The organism is Actinomadura sp. NTSP31 (assembly GCF_041951385.1).
Taxonomy (GTDB): Bacteria; Actinomycetota; Actinomycetes; order Streptosporangiales; family Streptosporangiaceae; genus Spirillospora; species Spirillospora napierensis.
The window spans coordinates 28,462-45,090 of the sequence record NZ_JBGNUT010000009.1; the positions used below are offsets into that span (position 1 = coordinate 28,462).

A 16,629-nucleotide genomic window follows, 5' to 3' on the forward strand; every position below is an offset into this window, starting at 1 on the left:
TCGGGTCATGGACGAAGCACGCACGGGACAGGGCCGTACGGATCAGGCCGGTACGGATCAGGCCCGCACGGCTCCGGCCCGCACCGGCCGGGCCCGCCGCGCGTTCCGTTTCGGTGTGGTCGGGGAGTCGATCCGCTCCGGGGCGGAGCTGGCGGCGACGGCGCGGCGCGCCGAGGACCTCGGGTACTCGGCGCTGGTCCTGCGCGACCACTTCGCGGCCGAGCCGTTCGGCGACCAGCTCGCCCCGATGGTCGCGCTCGCGTCGGCCGCCGCCGCGACGAGCACGCTACGGGTCGGCACGATGGTGCTCTGCAACGACTACCGGCATCCGGTGATGCTGGCGAAGGAGGCGGCCACGCTCGACCATCTGTCGGGCGGCCGCTTCGAGCTGGGCGTCGGCGCCGGATGGCTCCGCGAGGAGTACGAGTCCGCCGGGATGCCGTTCGAGGCCGCGGGCGTGCGGGTGGGCCGCCTGGAGGAGTCGCTGCGGATCCTGCGGAGCCTGCTGTCGGGCGACAAGACGACCTTCGCGGGAGAGCACTACCGGGTCGACGGCCTGACGGTCTTCCCGCGTCCGGAGCGCCGCCCGCCCCTCGCGGTCGGCGCGGGCAGCCGCCGCATGCTCGGCATCGCCGGGCGGCTCGCCGACACCGTCGGGATCCTGCCGCGCGCCCTGCCCGACGGGACGATCTCCGAGGAGATCACCGAGCGGCTCCCGGACGCCATCGAGCGCAAGGTCGGCTGGGTGCGGGAGGCCGCCGCCGGGCGCGACGTCGAGCTGAGCATGCTGGTGACGCCCACGTTCGGGCCGGACCCGCGCCGCGCCGCCGCCAAGGTCGCGGTCACGCGCGGCTGGGGCACCGCGTCCACCGACCTGGTGCTGGAGATGCCGTCGCAGTTCGTCGGGCCGCCCGAGCACATCGCCGAGCAGATGCTCGCCCGGCGCGACCGCTACGGCTTCACCTACTACCAGGTGCCCGACGCGGCCATGGACGCCTTCGCGCCCGTCATCGCGCACCTGGCGTGAGGCGCGTCAGCGCGCGGAGCCGGCGAACCCCGCGTTCATGGCGAGGCTCAGCTCCGGCTCGGTGAGCCGGCCGCCGCTCAGCGACCCGACGACGCGGCCGTGCTGGAACACCACGACGCGATGGCAGAGCTCGACCAGCTCGGCCAAGTCCGAGGACGCGATCAGCACCACCTTCCCCTTCGCGGCGAGGTCCCGCACGATGCCGTGCAGTTCGGCGCGGGCGCCGACGTCGACACCGCGCGTCGGATCGTCCAGCGCCAGGACGGACGGGTCGGCGTCCAGCCATTTGGCGAGGACGGCCTTCTGCTGGTTGCCGCCCGACAGGTCGCCCGCGCGGGCGCGCGCGTCGCCGCGGACGCGCAGCCGTTCCAGGTGGCCGCGGGACCGGTCGACGAGGCGGGAGCGGCGGGGCAGGAAGCCGCCGCGTCCCTGGCCGAGCCAGCTCACCGACGTGACGTTCTCCCACAGCGCCTTGTCGAGCATCAGCCCGCGGCCCTTGCGGTCGCCGGAGATGTAGGCGACGCCCGCCATGACGGCGTGCCGCGCCGACCGGGGCGACCGCCCGTCCGGCAGCCGCACGGAGCCCGACGACGGGCGGGCGCGCCCGCACACGGCGTCCAGGACCGCGAGATGGCCGGCGCCCTGCAGCCCGGCCAGCCCGACGATCTCGCCGCCCGCCGCCGTCAGCGAGACGTCCCGCAGCCGGCCGGGCACGGTGACTCCGGTGAGGGAGACCGCCGCCCCGCCGGGGCGGCGCGGGGCGGCGGCGGGTACGGGGGCGGGTCCGGCCGGGCCACCCGGAGGCCGGCCGAGCATCGCGGTGACCAGGGAGTCCAGGTCGACGTCCGCGGCCTCGGCGCCCGGCAGCACGACGCGTCCGTCGCGCAGCACGGTCACCCGCGTCGCGATCCGCATGACCTCCTCCAGGAAATGCGAGATGTAGAGGACGGCCAGGCCGCGCTCGGCGAGGCGCCAGGTGACGTCGGCGAGCCGGGCGGCGGCGGCCCGGGGCAGCGCGGAGGTCGGCTCGTCCAGGATCAGCACCCGCGGCTCCTGCAGGAGCGCGCGGGAGATCTCCAGCAGCTGCCGGTCGGCGAGCGGCAGGTCCCCGGCCCTGGCGTGCGGCGGCGGGTCGATGCCGAGCTCGTCCAGGACGGGCCGGGCGAGCCGCCGCATCTCGCGGGTGCTGACCAGGCCGCGGCGGCGGGGCGCGCCGTAGGGGAAGAGGTTCTCCAGCACGGTCAGCTCGTCGTAGGTCATCAGCTCCTGCGAGACGATCGCGACGCCCTGCGCGGCGGCCTGCCGGGCGTCCGAGAACCGGACCGGCGCGCCGTCCAGTTCGATGGTGCCGCCCTCGGGCCGCACCACCCCGGAGATGATCTTCACGAGGGTGGACTTGCCCGCGCCGTTCTCGCCGACGAGCGCGTGCACCTCCCCCGCGTCCAGGGTGATGCCGACGCCGTCCAGCGCGGTGACGCCGCCGTAGTGCTTGACCAGGCCGGAGGCGACGAGCATGTCAGCGGGCCTCCTTGAGCGGCCGGATGCTCGCGGTCGGGTCCGCGAGCAGCCTGTCCAGCTGCGGCTTGTACCAGGCGTAGGCGTTCCGCACCGACTGCTGCCGCTGGCGGATCTCGTCGATGTTGCCGGAGTCCATCACCAGGCCGGGCGTCTTGAACCAGCCGGACGGCAGCTTGCCCTCGCCGTCGCGGACCGCCTTGATCAGCAGCGCGGTCGCGAGGTAGCCCTTCAGGTAGTGCTCGGGGTCGATGCCGGCGAAGTTGGTGCCGCGCTTGATGGCGTCCAGCGTCTTCGGGTCGACGTCGAAGCCCGCGGTCAGGTATGCGCCGTGCCGCTGCTCCTTGAGGCGGGCGAGGTTGTAGCTGTCGGCGTCGCCGACGCCGAGGAACGCCAGCGCGTCGGGGTGGGCGTTCACCTGCGCCTGCCAGGCGCCGTAGCTCTGCGCCGGGTCGCTGTAGGTCTGGAACGGGCCGAGGACGCGGATGCCCGGGGCCTGCTGCGCGAGGGTGTCCTCGATGCCCTTCGCACGGCTGTCGAGGACCGGGGTGCCCGGGTTCGGGACGCCGATGACGACGGTGCCCCTGGCGTCCTTGCCGAGCTTCTTCACCGTGGCCTGCGCGAGCAGCCCGCCGAGTTCGTAGTTGTCGTTGCCGACGTAGAAGCCGACCTTGCTCCCGTCGGTGGGGGCGGTGTCCAGCGCGACGATCGGGATGCCCTTGCCGACGGCCTGCGCCGCCGGGCGGGTGAAGATCGGCGGGTCGAGGTTCTCCAGGACGATCCCGTCCGGGTGGGTGACGGTGAGGTTCTGGAACAGCTGCTGCTCGGCGGGCCCGTCGGTGTTGGGCGGGCCGACGACCTTGAAGTCGACGTTCCCGGCGCGCTTGGACGCCTCGGTGGCGCCCTCGTACATCTCGCGGGCGAAGTTGAGGCTGTAGTTGGCGACGGCGATGCCCATCTTCAGCCGGCCGCTCTTGCCGCCCGACCCGCCGTCGCCGCAGGACGCGGTGGTCAGAGCGGCGCCGAGCAGCAGCGCCGCGGCGGCGGCGAGCGGTCCGCGGGGACGCGGGATCATGGGTTCCTCCCAGGTGGGCGCGGGTCGCGGACACCGCTCGGGTCGTGGACGCGGCGCAGGGCACGGACGCGGCGCAGCAGCGGCGCGGCGCCGACGGCGACGAGGATGACGCCGCCGGTCGCGAAGGTCGTCCAGTTGATGGGGACCTCGAAGAACACCAGCGCCGCGGTGACGGCGCCGAGGATGAGCGTGCCCGCCGCGGCACCGAGGACGGAGCCGGTGCCGCCCTTCAGCGGGGTGCCGCCGATGATGGCCGCGGCGATGGCGGTGAGCTCGTAGCCCTGCCCGATCGTGGGGTCGCCGGCGATGAAGAACGCCAGCGCCAGCACCGCCGCCAGTCCCGCCATGAGCCCGGACAGCGCCAGCGCCGCGATCCGCGTCCGCGTGACGGGCAGTCCGCCGAACTCGGCGGCCTCCGGGTTGGAGCCGATCGCCCTGACCCGCGCACCGAACCTCGTCCGGGTGAACAGCACGCTCAGCACCACGACGGCGAGCACGAACACCCACACCGCGTTCGGCACGCCGAGCAGCTCGCCGCCGCCGAGGACGCGGAACAGCGCGTCGCCCTGCGGCAGGTCGGTGATCTGCTTGCCCTCGGCGAGCGCCAGCCCCACGCCGCGCAGCAGCATCGCGGTGGCGAGCGTGACGATGAACGACGGCAGCCGCAGGTACGTCGTCACCGCGCCGTTGAGCGCCCCGACCAGCGCCGACAGCGCCAGCACGGCCAGCGCCGACAGCCAGGTGTTCCAGCCGTCGCGGATCAGCAGCGCGCCGACGACGACGCCCATCGCGTACATCCCGCCGACCGACAGGTCGACCTCCCGCATCGCCAGCGCGAACACCATGCCGAGCGCCATCAGCCCGACGTAGACCGAGTTGTGCGCGGTCGTGAGCAGGTTGCCGGTGCGCAGGAAGTCCGGCTCGAACAGCCCGACGCCGAGCACCAGCAGGACCAGCACGCCGACGACGCCGGCCTCGTCCGGGACCGGGCGGCGCGTCCGGCGCCGGGCGCCGGCCTCGTCGTCTTCGTTCGCCGTCGGCGCGGTGGCCGAGGGCCGTGGAACTGACATGCGGCGAGCATGTGACCGGCCGCTCCCCGCGACAAGGACGCCGTTTCGGTGAGTGAAAACGCCGCCTTGTCGGGGTCGCCGCGGTGGCGCACGCTGCCGTCCATGACCGAGACGCCGTCGTCGAACGGAACGCCGCGGGTCGCGCTCGTCACCGGCGCCGCGGGCAGGCTGGGCCGGGAGTTCGCCATCGCGCTCGCCGCGCGCGGGCACCGGGTCGCGGGGTTGGACCTGGCCGATATGTCGGACACCGCGGACCGCGTCCCGGGCGACCGCTTCCTTCCGGTCCGCGCGGACGTGACCGACCCGGACGAGGTGGAGGCGGCGGTGGAGGAGGCCGCCGCCCGGTTCGGCGCCCTGCACATCGTGGTCAACAACGCCGGGATCTATCCGCCGATCCCGTTCGAGAAGACGACGCTGGAGGACTGGCGCCGGATCATGCGGGTGAACCTGGACGGCCCGTTCCTGGTGTCGCGCGCCGCGCTTCCCCATCTGCGCTCGGCCGGATGGGGCCGGATCGTGAACATCGTCTCGGCCGTGGTGTTCCTCGGCCCGCCCGACCTGGTCGCCTACACCACGTCCAAGGCGGGTCTGGTCGGCTTCACGCGGGCGCTGGCGAGCGCGGTCGGGTCCGACGGGATCACCGTGAACGCGATCGCGCCCGGCCTCACCCGCACCGCGACCGCCGCCCGCACGACGGGCGCGGACGGCGGCTTCGAGCGGGTCCGGAGCCTGCAGGTGGTCCCGGCGGTCGAGGAGCCGCGCGACCTGGTCTCCACGCTGCTGTACGTGGTGGACGAGGGCAGCGGCTTCCTCACCGGGCAGACCATCAACGTCGACGGCGGCTCCGCCAAGCACTGACATCCAGGAAGGCACGGCATGAGGCCGATCGAGGCGCTGCTGGAGATCGCGCGGGACGAGGGCGTCACGCGCATCTTCGGAAATCCCGGCACCACCGAGCTGCCGCTGATGGACGCGCTAGTCGAGGCGCCCGACCTGCAGTACGTGCTGGGGTTGCAGGAGGCGTCGGTGGTCGCGATGGCGGACGGGCACGCCCGCGCCGCGCGCCGCACGTCGATGGTCAGCCTGCACGTCGCGGCGGGCGTCGCGAACGGGCTGATCGGGATGCTGAACGCGCTGCGGTCGCGGACCCCGATGGTGGTGGTCGCGGGCCAGCAGGACCGCCGGCACCTCGTCCAGGACCCGATGCTGTCGGGCGATCTGGTGGGGCTGGCGTCGGCGGCGACGAAGTGGGCGGTCGAGGTGCAGCACGCCCGGGACCTGCCGATCGTGCTGCGGCGCGCGTTCGCGCTCGCGGCGCGCCCGCCGGCGGGTCCGGTGCTGGTGTCGGTACCGATGGACCTGCTGGAGGAGGACCGCGACGTCGCGGTCCCGGCCCGCTCCCCCGTGACCGGCCCGGGACCGGCGGACGTCGCGGACGCGGCGGCGCTGCTCGCGGCGGCCGAGCGTCCCGTCGTGGTCGCCGGCGACGGGGTGGGGCGGGCGGGCGCCGTGGCGGAGCTGGTCGCGGTCGCCGAGCGGCTCGGCGCGGCCGTCCACCACCAGCCGATGAACGACGGCGTCGACTTCCCCACCGGCCATCCGCTGTACGCGGGGATGCTGCCGCCGCGCAACGCGGTCGTCCGGGAGACGCTCGCCGCGCACGACGCCGCGCTGATCGCCGGATGCCACGCGTTCATGCCGCACCACTACACGCCCGGGCCGGCGGTCCCGGACGGTCTCGCGATCGTGCAGATCGACGCGGACCCGGCGGAGATCGGCCGCAACTTCGCCGTCCGGCACGGCCTGACCGGGGACCTCGCCGGGACGCTGCGCGCGCTCGCCGCCGCGCTGGACGGCCGGGTGCCGTCCGCGCGGGAGCGGATCGAACGGCTCGGCGCCGCGCACGCCCGCGCCCGCGCGGAGACGGAGGACCGGGCGGTCGCCGCCTACGGGCCCGCGCCGATGGACCCGGGCGCCGCCGCGCACGCGGTCGCCGCCGCGCTGCCCGATGACGCGATCGTGGTGGAGGAGGCGATCACGACCGGGTTGAAGCTGCGCGCCGTGCTGCGACAGGACCGGCCGGGCTCGTACGTGCACACGGTGGGCGGCGGGCTCGGCTGGGGCATCGGCGCGGCCATCGGCACCCGGATGGGCTGCGGCGATCGCCCGGTGGTCGCGGTGCTCGGGGACGGCTGCGCGATGTTCGGCGTGCAGGGCCTGTGGAGCGCCGCCCGCTACCGGGTCCCGGTCGCGTTCGCCGTGATGGACAACGGCGAGTACCGCACCCTCAAGGAGACCCTCGACGAGAGCGGCGGCGCGTCCGCCGAGCACGGCCGCTACGTCGGCATGGACCTCGCGCCGCCGGCGCTGGACTGGCAGGCGGCGGCGCGGCTGTTCGGCATCGCCTCGGTGCGCGCCGGGTCGGCGGCGGAGCTGGCGGAGGCGGTCGCCGCGGTGAAGGACCTGGAGGCGCCGCTGCTGATCGAGGCCCCGGTCGCCGGGCACGCCTCCTCGTCCGGCGGCCGGCCTCCGGGCTCGCGGTGAACGGCGCGCCGCGGCCCCTTGCCGGGACGCGCGATCACGGTGACGATCGGGACATGGACGCACCCGCCCCCGGAACCGACCCGCCGGAGCCGGGGCCGCCGAGGTCGGTGCTGGCGCGCGGCCTCAGCCTGCTGGACGCCTTCGGCTCCGCCGACACCGAGCTGACGCTGACCGAGCTGGCCGCGCGCACGGGGCTGCCCAAGCCGACCGCGCACCGGCTGCTGGCCGAGCTGGTGCGGTGGGGCGGCGTCGAGCGGACCGCGGCCGGCTACCGGCTGAGCATGCGGCTGTTCGTGCTGGGCCAGCGGGCGCCCCGGCCCCGCGGGTTCCGTGAAGCCGCGCTGCCCCACATGGAGGACCTGTACGAGGCGACGCACGAGAACATCCACCTCGCCGTCCTGGACGGGATCGACACGCTGTTCCTGGAGAAGGTCAGCGGCCACCGGTCCATGCCGATCATCTCCCGGGTGGGCGGCCGGCTGCCCGCGTACTGCACCGCGACCGGCAAGCTCTTCCTCGCGCTCGGGCCGCGGGAGCGGCTGGACCGGGTGCTGGCGGCCGGGCTCGCCCGCCACACCCCGCACACCATCGTCATGCCGGGGCTGCTGCGGCGGGAGCTGGCCCGCACCGCCGACCGCGGCTACGCGGTGAACCGGGAGGAGTCGGAGGCGGGGGTGTCCGCCGTCGCCGCGCCCATCCTCGACCGCCACCGCCGGGTGATCGCCGCCCTCTCCATCACCGGCAACGTGTGCCGGCTCGACCTGGACCGCCTCGCCCCGGCCGTCCGGACCGCCGCGCTGTCGCTGTCGCGCGAACTGGCCCGCGACGGCGCGGGCCCGCCGCCGCTGCCGCGGTTAAGAACGTCCTGAGGGGCGTCTAAGCGTCCTCTCACGGTCCGCTCAGAGTCCGTGGCGCACAGTGGTGGCGACGACGGAGCGAGGGGGCGAGATGACGGAGGCGGACGCGGGCGCACCGCGGATCCTGGTGGCCGACGACGATCCGGCGGTGCGTTCGGCGCTGGAGCGCGTGCTGCGCTTCAACGGCTACGAGGTGGAGCTCGCGGCGGACGGGCTCGAGACGCTGGAGGCGATCGACCGGGCCGCCCCGGACGCGGTCGTGCTGGACTGGATGATGCCGAACCTGGACGGGCTCGGCACCTGCCGGATGCTGCGCGGGCGCGGCGACGACCTCCCGGTGCTGCTGCTGACCGCGCGGGACGGGCTGGACGACCGCATCGCCGGGCTCGACGCGGGCGCCGACGACTACATCGCCAAGCCGTTCGAGCTGGAGGAGCTCACGGCGCGGCTGCGCGCGCTGCTGCGCCGCTCGCGCGGCTTCGGCGCGGAGCCCGGCGGCGACGAGGTGCTGCGGTTCGCGGACCTGGTGATGAACGTCGACACCCGGCAGGTGCGGCGGGGCGACCGCCCGCTGCGCCTGACGCGCACCGAGTTCGACCTGCTGGAGCTGCTGATGCGGTCGCCGCGCCGGGTGCTGGAGCGGGCCCGGATCCACGAGGAGGTGTGGGGCTTCGACTTCGGCCGCTCGTCCAACTCGCTGCACGTCTACATCGGCTACCTGCGCCGCAAGACCGAGGAGCACGGCGAGTCCCGGCTGATCCACACGGTGCGGGGCGTCGGGTACGCGCTGCGCGAGGACCCGGTATGAGGCTGCGTCCGCGCGGATGGCGGTGGCACGGGCTGTCGCTGCGGGCGCGGGTGGCGCTGCTGGCCGCCGGGACGGTCGTCGCGGCGATCGTGGTGACGTCGGTGGTGTCGTTCACGATGTTCACCGGGCGGCTGCGCAACGAGATCGACCAGAACCTCATCGGCCAGGCGCAGACGCTCGCGGACAACGTGAACGGCCGTCCCGGCGACCGGCACGACGGCGACCTGCTCGCGGCGCTGGACATGAGCGTCGCGACGGTCCGGGACGGCCGGACGGTCTCGCCGCCGGGCACCCGGACGCCGCCGCCGGTCGACGCGGCGGCGGTGAAGCGGGTCTCCTCGCCTGGCGGTCCCCGGTTCGTGCTGGCGGACGGCGAGTCGGGCGGCGTGCACATGCGGGTCATCACCGTGCGCGCGCAGGACGGGACGGTGATCGTGCTGGGCCGCTCGCTGACGATGGTCGACGAGACCGTCACCGGCTTCCAGTACATGACGATCATGGTCGGGGCGGGCGCGGCGGTGCTGGCGGCCGGCGCGGGCATCGCGGTGGCGGGCGCCGGGCTGCAGCCGGTGCGCCGGCTCACCCGGGCGGTCGCCGCGATCGCCCGCACCCAGGACCTGAACACCGAGCCGATCCGGGTGTCGGGCGACGACGAGATCAGCCGGCTGGCGGGAGGCTTCAACGCGATGCTCGCCGCGCTCAACCGGTCCCGGGAGCGGCAGCGGCGCCTCGTCGCCGACGCCGGGCACGAGCTGCGCACCCCGCTGACCAGCCTGCGCACCAACATCGACCTGCTGATCCAGGCCCGCGCCCATCCCGAGCGCACCCTGCCGCACGGCAGCATGGACGCGCTCCTCGGCGACGTGAAGGCGCAGCTGCGGGAGCTGACGAACCTCGTCGGGGACCTGGTCGAGCTGGCCCGCGACGACGAGCAGGCCGCGGTCCGGACCGAGGTGCGGCTGGACCGGGTCGTCCCGCTCGCGGTGCAACGGGTCCGGCTGCGGGCGCCGGCGGCGACGTTCGAGACGCGGCTGGAGCCGTGGCTGGTGCGCGGCTCGGAGCCGGCGCTCGTCCGCGCGGTCACGAACCTGCTGGACAACGCGGTGAAGTTCAGCCCGCCGGACGGCACCGTCCGGATCGCCCTGCGCGGCGGGGAACTGCTCGTCGCCGACGAGGGCCCCGGCATTCCCGAGGCGACGCTCCCGCACGTGTTCGAGCGCTTCTACCGCGCCCCGGAGGCCCGGGCGCTGCCCGGTTCCGGGCTCGGGCTGGCGATCGTCCGGCACACCGCCGAGCAGCACGGCGGCACGGTGTCGGCGTGCAACCGCCCCGAGGGCGGCGCGCTCATGCGCCTGCGCCTTCCCGGAACGCCGGAAGGGCCCGCGGACCGGCCGGCCCGAGCCTGACGACCCGGTCGGCCTCCGGCGCCAGGTGCAGGTCATGGGTGATCAGGATGGTCGTCCGGCCGGCCATCAGCCGGCGCAGCGGTCCGAGGACGTTGCGGGCCGTCCGGGCGTCGAGGCCGGTGGTGGGCTCGTCCAGCACGAGGACGGGCGCGTCCCGCACCATGGCGCGGGCGATGCCGATCCGCTGCCGCTGGCCGCCCGACAGCAGCCGTCCCCGCTGCCCGATCTCGGTGTCGTAGCCGTCCGGGAGCGCGGTGACGAAGTCGTGGGCGTCGGCGGCGACCGCCGCGGCGACGATCTCGGCTTCCGTGGCGCCGGGCCGGCCGTAGGCGATGTTGTCCCGGACGCTTCCCGAGAACATCAGCGTCTCCTGCTGCAGCACCGTGACGGTGTCGCGGAGGGTGGCGAGCGACAGCTCCCGCAGTGGGATCCCGTCCAGCCGGATGCCGCCGGACTCGGGATCGTAGAAGCGCAGCAGCAGCTTGGTGACCGTCGACTTCCCGGCGCCGCTCGGCCCGGTCAGCATCACCAGCTCTCCCGGCCCGGCGCGGAAGCACAGGTCCTCGATGACGGGATGTGCGGCGCCCGGATAGCGGAAGGTGACGTGGTCGAAGGCGATGCGCCCGCGCCGCGCGACCCGCGTCCGGGCCGCCGGATGCTCGACGACGGCGGGCTGGGTCCGCAGCACCTCCTGGACGCGGTCGGCGCCCGCCGCCGCCTCGGACGCGGTGAGCGCGATCTCGCCGAGGCCCTGCACGTTCGGGTACAGGTAGCCGAGGTAGGCGGCGAACGCCAGCAGGCCGCCGAGGGTGATCCGGTGCGCCTGCAGCTCCCACGCCCCGACCCCGAGCACGACCAGCACGCACACGGTCTCGACGACCTCGACCAGCGGCCCGTACAGGCTGGACAGCCGGGTCTCGGCCATCTTCGCCGCCAGCCAGGTGCGGCCCTCGGCGTGCAGCCGCCGCGCCTGCGCCTCCTGCCGGTTGTAGGCCTGGACGAGCGGCTGGTTCGACAGGCTCTCCTCGACGGTGCCGGCCATCGCGCCGTTGCTGCGCCGCTCGCGCCCGGCCGCCGTCCGGAACCGTCCGGTGAACCCGCGGGTCACCAGCAGGAAGACCGGGACGAGCGCGCACGCGACGAGCGCCAGGTCCCACCGGACGGCGAACGCGGCGGACACGAAGAACACGGCGCTGACGACCGCGGTCACCAGCCGGACCAGGCCGGAGGCCACCAACTCCTCGATCGCCTCGATGTCGTCGGTCAGCCGGGCCATCAGGTCCCCGAGCCGCCCCCGGTCGAAGAACTCCGGCGACAGCGTCTGGACGTGCGCGAACACGCGGTCGCGCAGCCGCAGCAGGAACCGCTCGCCCGCCAGCGCCGTCGCGTACTCGCCCACGAAGGTCATCAGCGCGGCGACCAGCGCGATGCCGAGCCACCCGGCGGCCGGCGCCCAGAAGGCGGCCAGGTCGCGGGCGGCCAGCGCCCGGTCGGTGATGACGCCGAACAGCGCGATCGCCGCCACCTCGCAGGCCGCCGCCGCGACCGCGAGGGCGCCGCCGAGCAGCAGCAGCCTCCGGTCCCCGCGCATGAGCGGCCAGAAATGCCGAAACGTCGTGCGAACCGACACGACGGGCGCGGCCTCGGAAACCGATGTGCGGGCCACGTCCCCTCCCCTCGTTCCCGCGCGTTCCCGCGCACGAAAAAGGACGGGAGCCGGCCGGGCGAGTCCGCTCGCTCGCCCGCCGGCTCCCGCCCGGCTCAGCTGTCGCCCGTTACTTGGCGTGCGTCCGCGGGGCGGGCTTGCGGCGGTGCTTCTTCTTCGGCGGAACCGGCTTGACCGGGCGCTTGCGGGGCTTGGGAGCGATCTTCTTGAAGCTCATCTCGGCTTCCCTTCGGTTTCTCCTCGCCGCGTTCGCGGCCTTGCAGAAATGAACTTACGGGCCGATCCGATGACCATTCACAAGCCCGACTGAATCGCGGCGAAGAGAAAGATAAGAGAACGCTGAGCGCCATTCCGGGACGGCGAAGCCCCCGGCGCGGCGCGCCGGGGGCCTGGTCCCGCCGTCAGGCGTAGACCGCGTCGTGGAAGGCGATCTCGGCCTCCAGCATCCCGCCGAACCAGCGGACGAGCAGGTCGTCGGGGACGGTCCCGGGGAGGGCGTCGACCTGCCGGGCCAGCGCGTCCACGCCCTCGCGGAACGCCTCGTTCGCGTGCAGCGCGACCCAGTCGGCGATCGGGCCGGGCGGTGCGCCGCCCTCCTGGCGGGCACGGGTGCACCAGGCGAGATACAGGCTCTCGGCCGCGAAGAGCACGGTCGTCACCGCCCCGTACCCGCCTTCGCGAGCCGCGGCGAGGGCGAAGTCGGACAGGACGCGGGCGCGCTCGGCCACGCCCGGACGCGCCCGGACCGGCCAGGCCGCGAGCGCGGCGCGGAAGTAGTCCGCCTGCTCGGTGGTCAGCGCGTGGACGGCCCGCGCGTTGCGCTCCATCGCCGTCCAGTCCGGGGCGTCCCACACGGCGAGGCCGTGCAGTCGGGCCGCCGTCGCCACGAACGACGCCTCGATCTCCAGGTAGTCGGCGTACTCCTGGGTGCCGATGGTCCCCGAGCCGACCTCCTCGGCGAACCGCATGGCCAGCGCCCGGTCCATCGTCGCGGAACAGGCGTCGAGGAGCCGCCGCGAACGGGTCACTGCGCGAGCCACTCGACGAGGCCGCCGAAGACGCGGGCGTAGCCGTCCCATTCCTCGCAGAACGGCCGGGGCGCCCAGTGCGGGGAGCAGTCGGAGGTGAACACCGCGGACCGTCCCTTCCCGTACCCCGCGACGGCGACCAGCGGATCGCCGTTGAGCGTGGCGAGGACGTCGGTGTTCTCCCGGGCGCGCACCCGGTTGTAGCCGAGCAGTGCGGGCCAGTCGCCGGCCACCCCGCCGAGCGCGGCGTGGTCGGTGCCGGTGACCTCGGCGTTCGCACCCGCAGGCAGTTCGACGCGGTCGTCCTCGGGGAGCAGCTCGACCGGCAGCACTTCGTGCAGCACCGTGTTGCGGAAGGCGGCCTTGGCCTCGAAGCCGGTGAACGACAGGTACCCGCCGACCATCAGCAGCCCGCCGCCGTCCGCGACCCAGGCGCGCAGCGCGCCGAGCCGGTCCGCACCGGGCTCGGCCTGCTCGAACACTCCCGGGGCGAGCTGGATGGAGTTCGCGCCGATGTCGGACAGCACGACCACGTCGTAGCGTCCGAGCGCGTCCGCGTCCCCGGGGAACTCGGCCGGCACCAGATGGGCGGGCATGTGCTCGACCTCGTGGCCCCGGCTCTCCAGGGCGCGGCGCAGCGGCTCGACACCGGTCACGTACGAGCTGGTGGTGAACGAGTCCACCCCCTTGATGTGGGTGGACTGGGTGACCCAGCTCTCGCCGGCGATCAGGACGCGGCTCACTATCGATCCTCTCTCTTGGATGGGAACTCGTGGGGACGGCGGGCCGGGCGGCCCGCGGTCAGGCGGCGGCTTCGAACAGCCGGGCCGGATTGCCGCGCAGGAGGCCGTCGACGGCCTCCGGGGCGACGCCGAGCGCGGCCAGCCGCCGCGCGAACAGCACCGGCACGTACTGGAAGCCGTTGCCGCCGTAGGTGGTGAGCATGCTCTTGAGGAACACGTCATGGCTGAGCAGCAGGCGCCCGCCGTGGCCGCGCGCGATCAGCCCGGCGACGGCGCCGGCCGTCTCGTCCGGCGCGGGCGATTGCCCCTCGCCCGGATACAGGAACGGCATGCCGATCATGTCGAACTCCAGCCACACGCCCCGGTCGGCGACCGAGTGCTGGTAGCCGGGGTCGCCGCCGGACGGGTCCATGTGGCACAGCACCACCGCGCCCGGCGGCACGCCGTACCCGTCCAGGACGATGTCGAGCACCTCGTGGGCGCGGCGCTGCCAGCCCGGCAGATGGACGTACAGCGGGACGCCGGTCTCGCGCTGCGCGCGGGCGGCGGCGCGCAGCGCGACGTGCTCGGCCGGGGTGAAGTCGGGCGACACCCCGATCTCCCCGATCACGCCGGGGCGGACCCCCGTGCCGTCGACGCCGTCCGCGAACTCGGCGACCAGCTCGGCCGCCATCCGCTCCTCGCCGGCCGACGCCAGGTGCGCCGGGTGGTACTGCTCCAGGTACCAGCCGGAGCCCATGACGATCCGCAGACCGCTGCGCTCGGCGAACGAGCGCAGGACCTCGGGGTCGCGGCCGAGGCCGCCGGGCGTGACGTCGACGACCGTTCCGCCGCCCGTCGCGGCGAACGCCCGCAGGTCCGACAGCATCGCGGCGTCGTCGTCGAGCGTGCAGTGGTCGAGGCAGTCGTAGGGACGTTCGCGCAGCAGCCACGCCAGGCCCGGCGTCGTCCGGGCGTCGCGCAGGAACGCCAGCGCCGGGTCGGTGGCCGGCTTCACCGCCTTGCGGACGTCGTTGCGCAGGTGCTCGTGGGTCAGGGTGAGCCCGAGCCCGTCGCTGGGAACGGGCCCGGCCACCGTCATCACGGGCACGGTGCCCGGCCGGGTCCGCGGGACGGTCATGTCCGTCCCAGCAGCCGGGCGCCCAGCTCGGAGATCGAGCGGCCGCGCAGGTTCAGCCAGATCGCGGCGAGCAGCACCAGGCCGGTGACGATCGGGGTGAGGAACGGGCTCACCCCGAGCAGCGTCAGCCCGTTGGCGATCACGCCGGTGATCACCGCGCCGATGATGCTGCCGATCATGGTGCCGCGGCCGCCGAACAGGTCGGTGCCGCCGAGCACGACCGCGGCGATCACGGTCAGCTCGAAGCCCTGCCCGGAGTTGGCCGAGCCGGAGCCGAGCCGCGCCGCGGTGAGCAGCCCGGCGACGCCCGCGGCGAGCCCGGCCAGCATCAGGGTGATCATCTTGATCCGGGCGGTGTTGACGCCCGCGCGGCGCACCGACTCCTCCTGCGAGCCGATGCCGTTGACGTAGTTGCCGAACCGGGTCCGGGCCAGCAGGATCCCGCCGATCACCACGGTGGCCAGCGCGATCCACGCCAGCGCGGAGAAGCCGAGGAACTTCGCCTCACCGATCTTGGCGACGTACAGCCGCCGGTCGATCGGCACGGAGAACCCCTTGGTCCACAGCTGCGCGAGTCCGCGGATCACCGACATCGTCGCCAGCGTGACGATGAACGGAGGGATCCGCTGGTAGGCGGCCAGCCAGCCGTTGACGGCGCCCCAGAACAGCCCGGTCACCAGGGCCGCGACGATCACGATCGAGGAGTCCCAGCCGGCCTTCAGCATCTCCGCCGTGCCGACCGCGACGAACGCGACCGTGGAGCCCACCGACAGGTCGATCTGCCCGGTGGTGATCACGAAGGTCATCGCCACCGCGACGATCAGGGTGATCGCCACCTGGGTGGCGAGGTTCGACATGTTGTCGAAGCTCAGGAAGTTGTCGGCGCCGATGCCGAAGCCGACGAACAGCGCGACGGTGACGCCGAGCATCGCCAGCGTCGCCTTGTTGGCGCGCTCCCAGCGGCTCGGGGTCTTCGCCAGGACGGTCGGGGCGGGCGGGGCCTGCACGCTCATCAGGCCACCTCCTCGGTGTGCTCGGTGCCGGAACGGGTGATCATGGCGACGAGCCGCTCGATGTCCAGCGCGGCCACCGGCTCGTCCTCGACGCTGCGCCCCTCGTACATGACGGTGATGCGGTCGCAGACCTCGAACAGGTCCTGCAGCCGGTGGGTGATCAGGATGACCCCGACGCCCTGCGCCGCGACGTCCTTGATCATGGCGAGCACCTGGCGGACCTCGGCGACCGCGAGCGCGGCGGTCGGCTCGTCCAGGATCAGCACCCGCGGCTTGAACGACACGGCGCGGGCGATCGCCACGGCCTGCCGCTGCCCGCCGGACAGGTGCCCGATCTCCTGGTAGGTCGACTTCACCCGGACGTGCAGGTCCGACAGGGTCTCGGCGGCCTTCTCGTGCATGGCGCGCCGGTCGATGAACGGGCCCTTGCGCGGTTCCCGGCCGAGGAACAGGTTGCTCGCGACGTCGAGGGTGTCGCAGAGCGCGAGGTCCTGGTAGACGATGCCGATGCGCTCGCGGCGCGCGTCCGCCGGGCTGGCGAACCGCACCTCCCGGCCGTCGATCGTGATCTGTCCGGAGTCGTGCTGGACCGCGCCGGCCAGCACCTTCATCAGCGTGGACTTGCCGGCGCCGTTGTCGCCGACGAGGCCGAGGACCTCGCCGGGCGCCAGCGTCAGGTCGACGCCGCGCAGCGACTGCACCGCGCCGAACGACTTGGTGATGCCCTTCAGCGTGACCAGCGGTTGCTCGCCCATGA

Annotated in this window: 15 protein-coding genes; 6 read left to right on the plus strand and 9 right to left on the minus strand. The window is 74.2% G+C overall.

The window, feature by feature from the left end; translation table 11 throughout:
• Positions 1–7 precede the first annotated feature (7 nt).
• Entirely contained in the window at positions 8–1,027 is a 1,020-nt protein-coding gene (locus ACA514_RS17025) for a TIGR03621 family F420-dependent LLM class oxidoreductase (RefSeq protein WP_375042114.1), read from the plus strand.
• A gap of 6 nt (positions 1,028–1,033) precedes the next feature.
• On the opposite strand, the gene ACA514_RS17030 is transcribed toward ACA514_RS17025, so the two are convergent.
• Genes ACA514_RS17030 through ACA514_RS17040 form a run of 3 tightly spaced genes read right to left on the minus strand, consistent with a single transcriptional unit; the run spans position 1,034 to position 4,687 of the window.
• Entirely contained in the window at positions 1,034–2,542 is a 1,509-nt protein-coding gene (locus ACA514_RS17030; protein ID WP_375042115.1) for a sugar ABC transporter ATP-binding protein, read from the minus strand.
• 1 nt (position 2,543) lies between these two features.
• Complete coding sequence (locus ACA514_RS17035) at positions 2,544–3,617, minus strand: sugar ABC transporter substrate-binding protein (protein ID WP_375042116.1); 1,074 nt, start codon at positions 3,615–3,617, stop codon at positions 2,544–2,546.
• Positions 3,614–4,687 (minus strand): ABC transporter permease, encoded by a 1,074-nt coding sequence (locus tag ACA514_RS17040; RefSeq protein ID WP_375042117.1) that lies wholly within the window; start codon positions 4,685–4,687, stop codon positions 3,614–3,616. The genes ACA514_RS17035 and ACA514_RS17040 overlap by 4 nt, the downstream gene beginning before the upstream one ends.
• Before the next feature lie 102 nt (positions 4,688–4,789).
• Between ACA514_RS17040 and ACA514_RS17045 the strand changes: the two genes are divergently transcribed.
• The 5 genes from ACA514_RS17045 to ACA514_RS17065 all read left to right on the plus strand — a co-directional run bounded on the left by ACA514_RS17045 (position 4,790) and on the right by ACA514_RS17065 (position 10,302).
• Entirely contained in the window at positions 4,790–5,545 is a 756-nt protein-coding gene (locus ACA514_RS17045) for an SDR family NAD(P)-dependent oxidoreductase (RefSeq protein WP_375042118.1), read from the plus strand.
• A gap of 18 nt (positions 5,546–5,563) precedes the next feature.
• Entirely contained in the window at positions 5,564–7,231 is a 1,668-nt protein-coding gene (locus ACA514_RS17050) for a thiamine pyrophosphate-binding protein (protein ID WP_375042119.1), read from the plus strand.
• Between the two features lie 53 nt (positions 7,232–7,284).
• Positions 7,285–8,100, plus strand: a complete 816-nt coding sequence (locus ACA514_RS17055) for an IclR family transcriptional regulator (RefSeq protein ID WP_375042120.1) — start codon at positions 7,285–7,287, stop codon at positions 8,098–8,100.
• 79 nt (positions 8,101–8,179) lie between these two features.
• Positions 8,180–8,896 carry a response regulator transcription factor gene (locus tag ACA514_RS17060; protein ID WP_375042121.1) on the plus strand — a complete coding sequence of 239 codons (717 nt, stop codon included), beginning with the start codon at positions 8,180–8,182 and terminating at the stop codon, positions 8,894–8,896.
• A complete protein-coding gene (locus ACA514_RS17065) occupies positions 8,893–10,302 on the plus strand; it encodes an ATP-binding protein (protein WP_375042122.1) in 1,410 nt (469 codons plus the stop codon). Before ACA514_RS17060 ends, ACA514_RS17065 begins: the two co-directional genes overlap by 4 nt.
• Here ACA514_RS17065 and ACA514_RS17070 read toward each other — a convergent pair.
• The 6 genes from ACA514_RS17070 to ACA514_RS17095 all read right to left on the minus strand — a co-directional run bounded on the left by ACA514_RS17070 (position 10,241) and on the right by ACA514_RS17095 (position 16,627).
• A complete protein-coding gene (locus tag ACA514_RS17070; protein WP_375042123.1) occupies positions 10,241–11,893 on the minus strand; it encodes an ABC transporter ATP-binding protein in 1,653 nt (550 codons plus the stop codon). The genes ACA514_RS17065 and ACA514_RS17070 overlap by 62 nt on opposite strands.
• A gap of 476 nt (positions 11,894–12,369) precedes the next feature.
• Complete coding sequence (locus tag ACA514_RS17075; protein WP_375042124.1) at positions 12,370–12,996, minus strand: TenA family protein; 627 nt, start codon at positions 12,994–12,996, stop codon at positions 12,370–12,372.
• On the minus strand, positions 12,993–13,739 hold the full coding sequence (locus tag ACA514_RS17080) for a glutamine amidotransferase (protein ID WP_375042125.1): 747 nt from the start codon (positions 13,737–13,739) through the stop codon (positions 12,993–12,995). Before ACA514_RS17080 ends, ACA514_RS17075 begins: the two co-directional genes overlap by 4 nt.
• A 58-nt stretch (positions 13,740–13,797) precedes the next feature.
• Positions 13,798–14,859: a phosphotriesterase gene (locus ACA514_RS17085; RefSeq protein ID WP_375042126.1), complete on the minus strand. Its 1,062-nt coding sequence runs from the start codon at positions 14,857–14,859 to the stop codon at positions 13,798–13,800.
• Complete coding sequence (locus ACA514_RS17090; RefSeq protein WP_375042127.1) at positions 14,856–15,872, minus strand: ABC transporter permease; 1,017 nt, start codon at positions 15,870–15,872, stop codon at positions 14,856–14,858. The genes ACA514_RS17085 and ACA514_RS17090 overlap by 4 nt, the downstream gene beginning before the upstream one ends.
• On the minus strand, positions 15,872–16,627 hold the full coding sequence (locus ACA514_RS17095; RefSeq protein WP_375042128.1) for an ATP-binding cassette domain-containing protein: 756 nt from the start codon (positions 16,625–16,627) through the stop codon (positions 15,872–15,874). The genes ACA514_RS17090 and ACA514_RS17095 overlap by 1 nt, the downstream gene beginning before the upstream one ends.
• Between the last annotated feature and the right edge of the window lie 2 nt (positions 16,628–16,629).

Coding starts and splice junctions, on each gene's coding strand:
- ACA514_RS17060 (WP_375042121.1), top strand. CDS start 8,180: ATGACGGAGGCGGACGCGGGCGCACCGCGGATCCTGGTGGCCGACGAC.
- ACA514_RS17045 (WP_375042118.1), top strand. CDS start 4,790: ATGACCGAGACGCCGTCGTCGAACGGAACGCCGCGGGTCGCGCTCGTC.
- ACA514_RS17040 (WP_375042117.1), bottom strand. CDS start 4,687: ATGTCAGTTCCACGGCCCTCGGCCACCGCGCCGACGGCGAACGAAGAC.
- ACA514_RS17055 (WP_375042120.1), top strand. CDS start 7,285: ATGGACGCACCCGCCCCCGGAACCGACCCGCCGGAGCCGGGGCCGCCG.
- ACA514_RS17035 (WP_375042116.1), bottom strand. CDS start 3,617: ATGATCCCGCGTCCCCGCGGACCGCTCGCCGCCGCCGCGGCGCTGCTG.
- ACA514_RS17095 (WP_375042128.1), bottom strand. CDS start 16,627: ATGGGCGAGCAACCGCTGGTCACGCTGAAGGGCATCACCAAGTCGTTC.
- ACA514_RS17065 (WP_375042122.1), top strand. CDS start 8,893: ATGAGGCTGCGTCCGCGCGGATGGCGGTGGCACGGGCTGTCGCTGCGG.
- ACA514_RS17070 (WP_375042123.1), bottom strand. CDS start 11,893: ATGCGCGGGGACCGGAGGCTGCTGCTGCTCGGCGGCGCCCTCGCGGTC.
- ACA514_RS17030 (WP_375042115.1), bottom strand. CDS start 2,542: ATGCTCGTCGCCTCCGGCCTGGTCAAGCACTACGGCGGCGTCACCGCG.
- ACA514_RS17050 (WP_375042119.1), top strand. CDS start 5,564: ATGAGGCCGATCGAGGCGCTGCTGGAGATCGCGCGGGACGAGGGCGTC.
- ACA514_RS17085 (WP_375042126.1), bottom strand. CDS start 14,859: ATGACCGTCCCGCGGACCCGGCCGGGCACCGTGCCCGTGATGACGGTG.
- ACA514_RS17025 (WP_375042114.1), top strand. CDS start 8: ATGGACGAAGCACGCACGGGACAGGGCCGTACGGATCAGGCCGGTACG.
- ACA514_RS17090 (WP_375042127.1), bottom strand. CDS start 15,872: ATGAGCGTGCAGGCCCCGCCCGCCCCGACCGTCCTGGCGAAGACCCCG.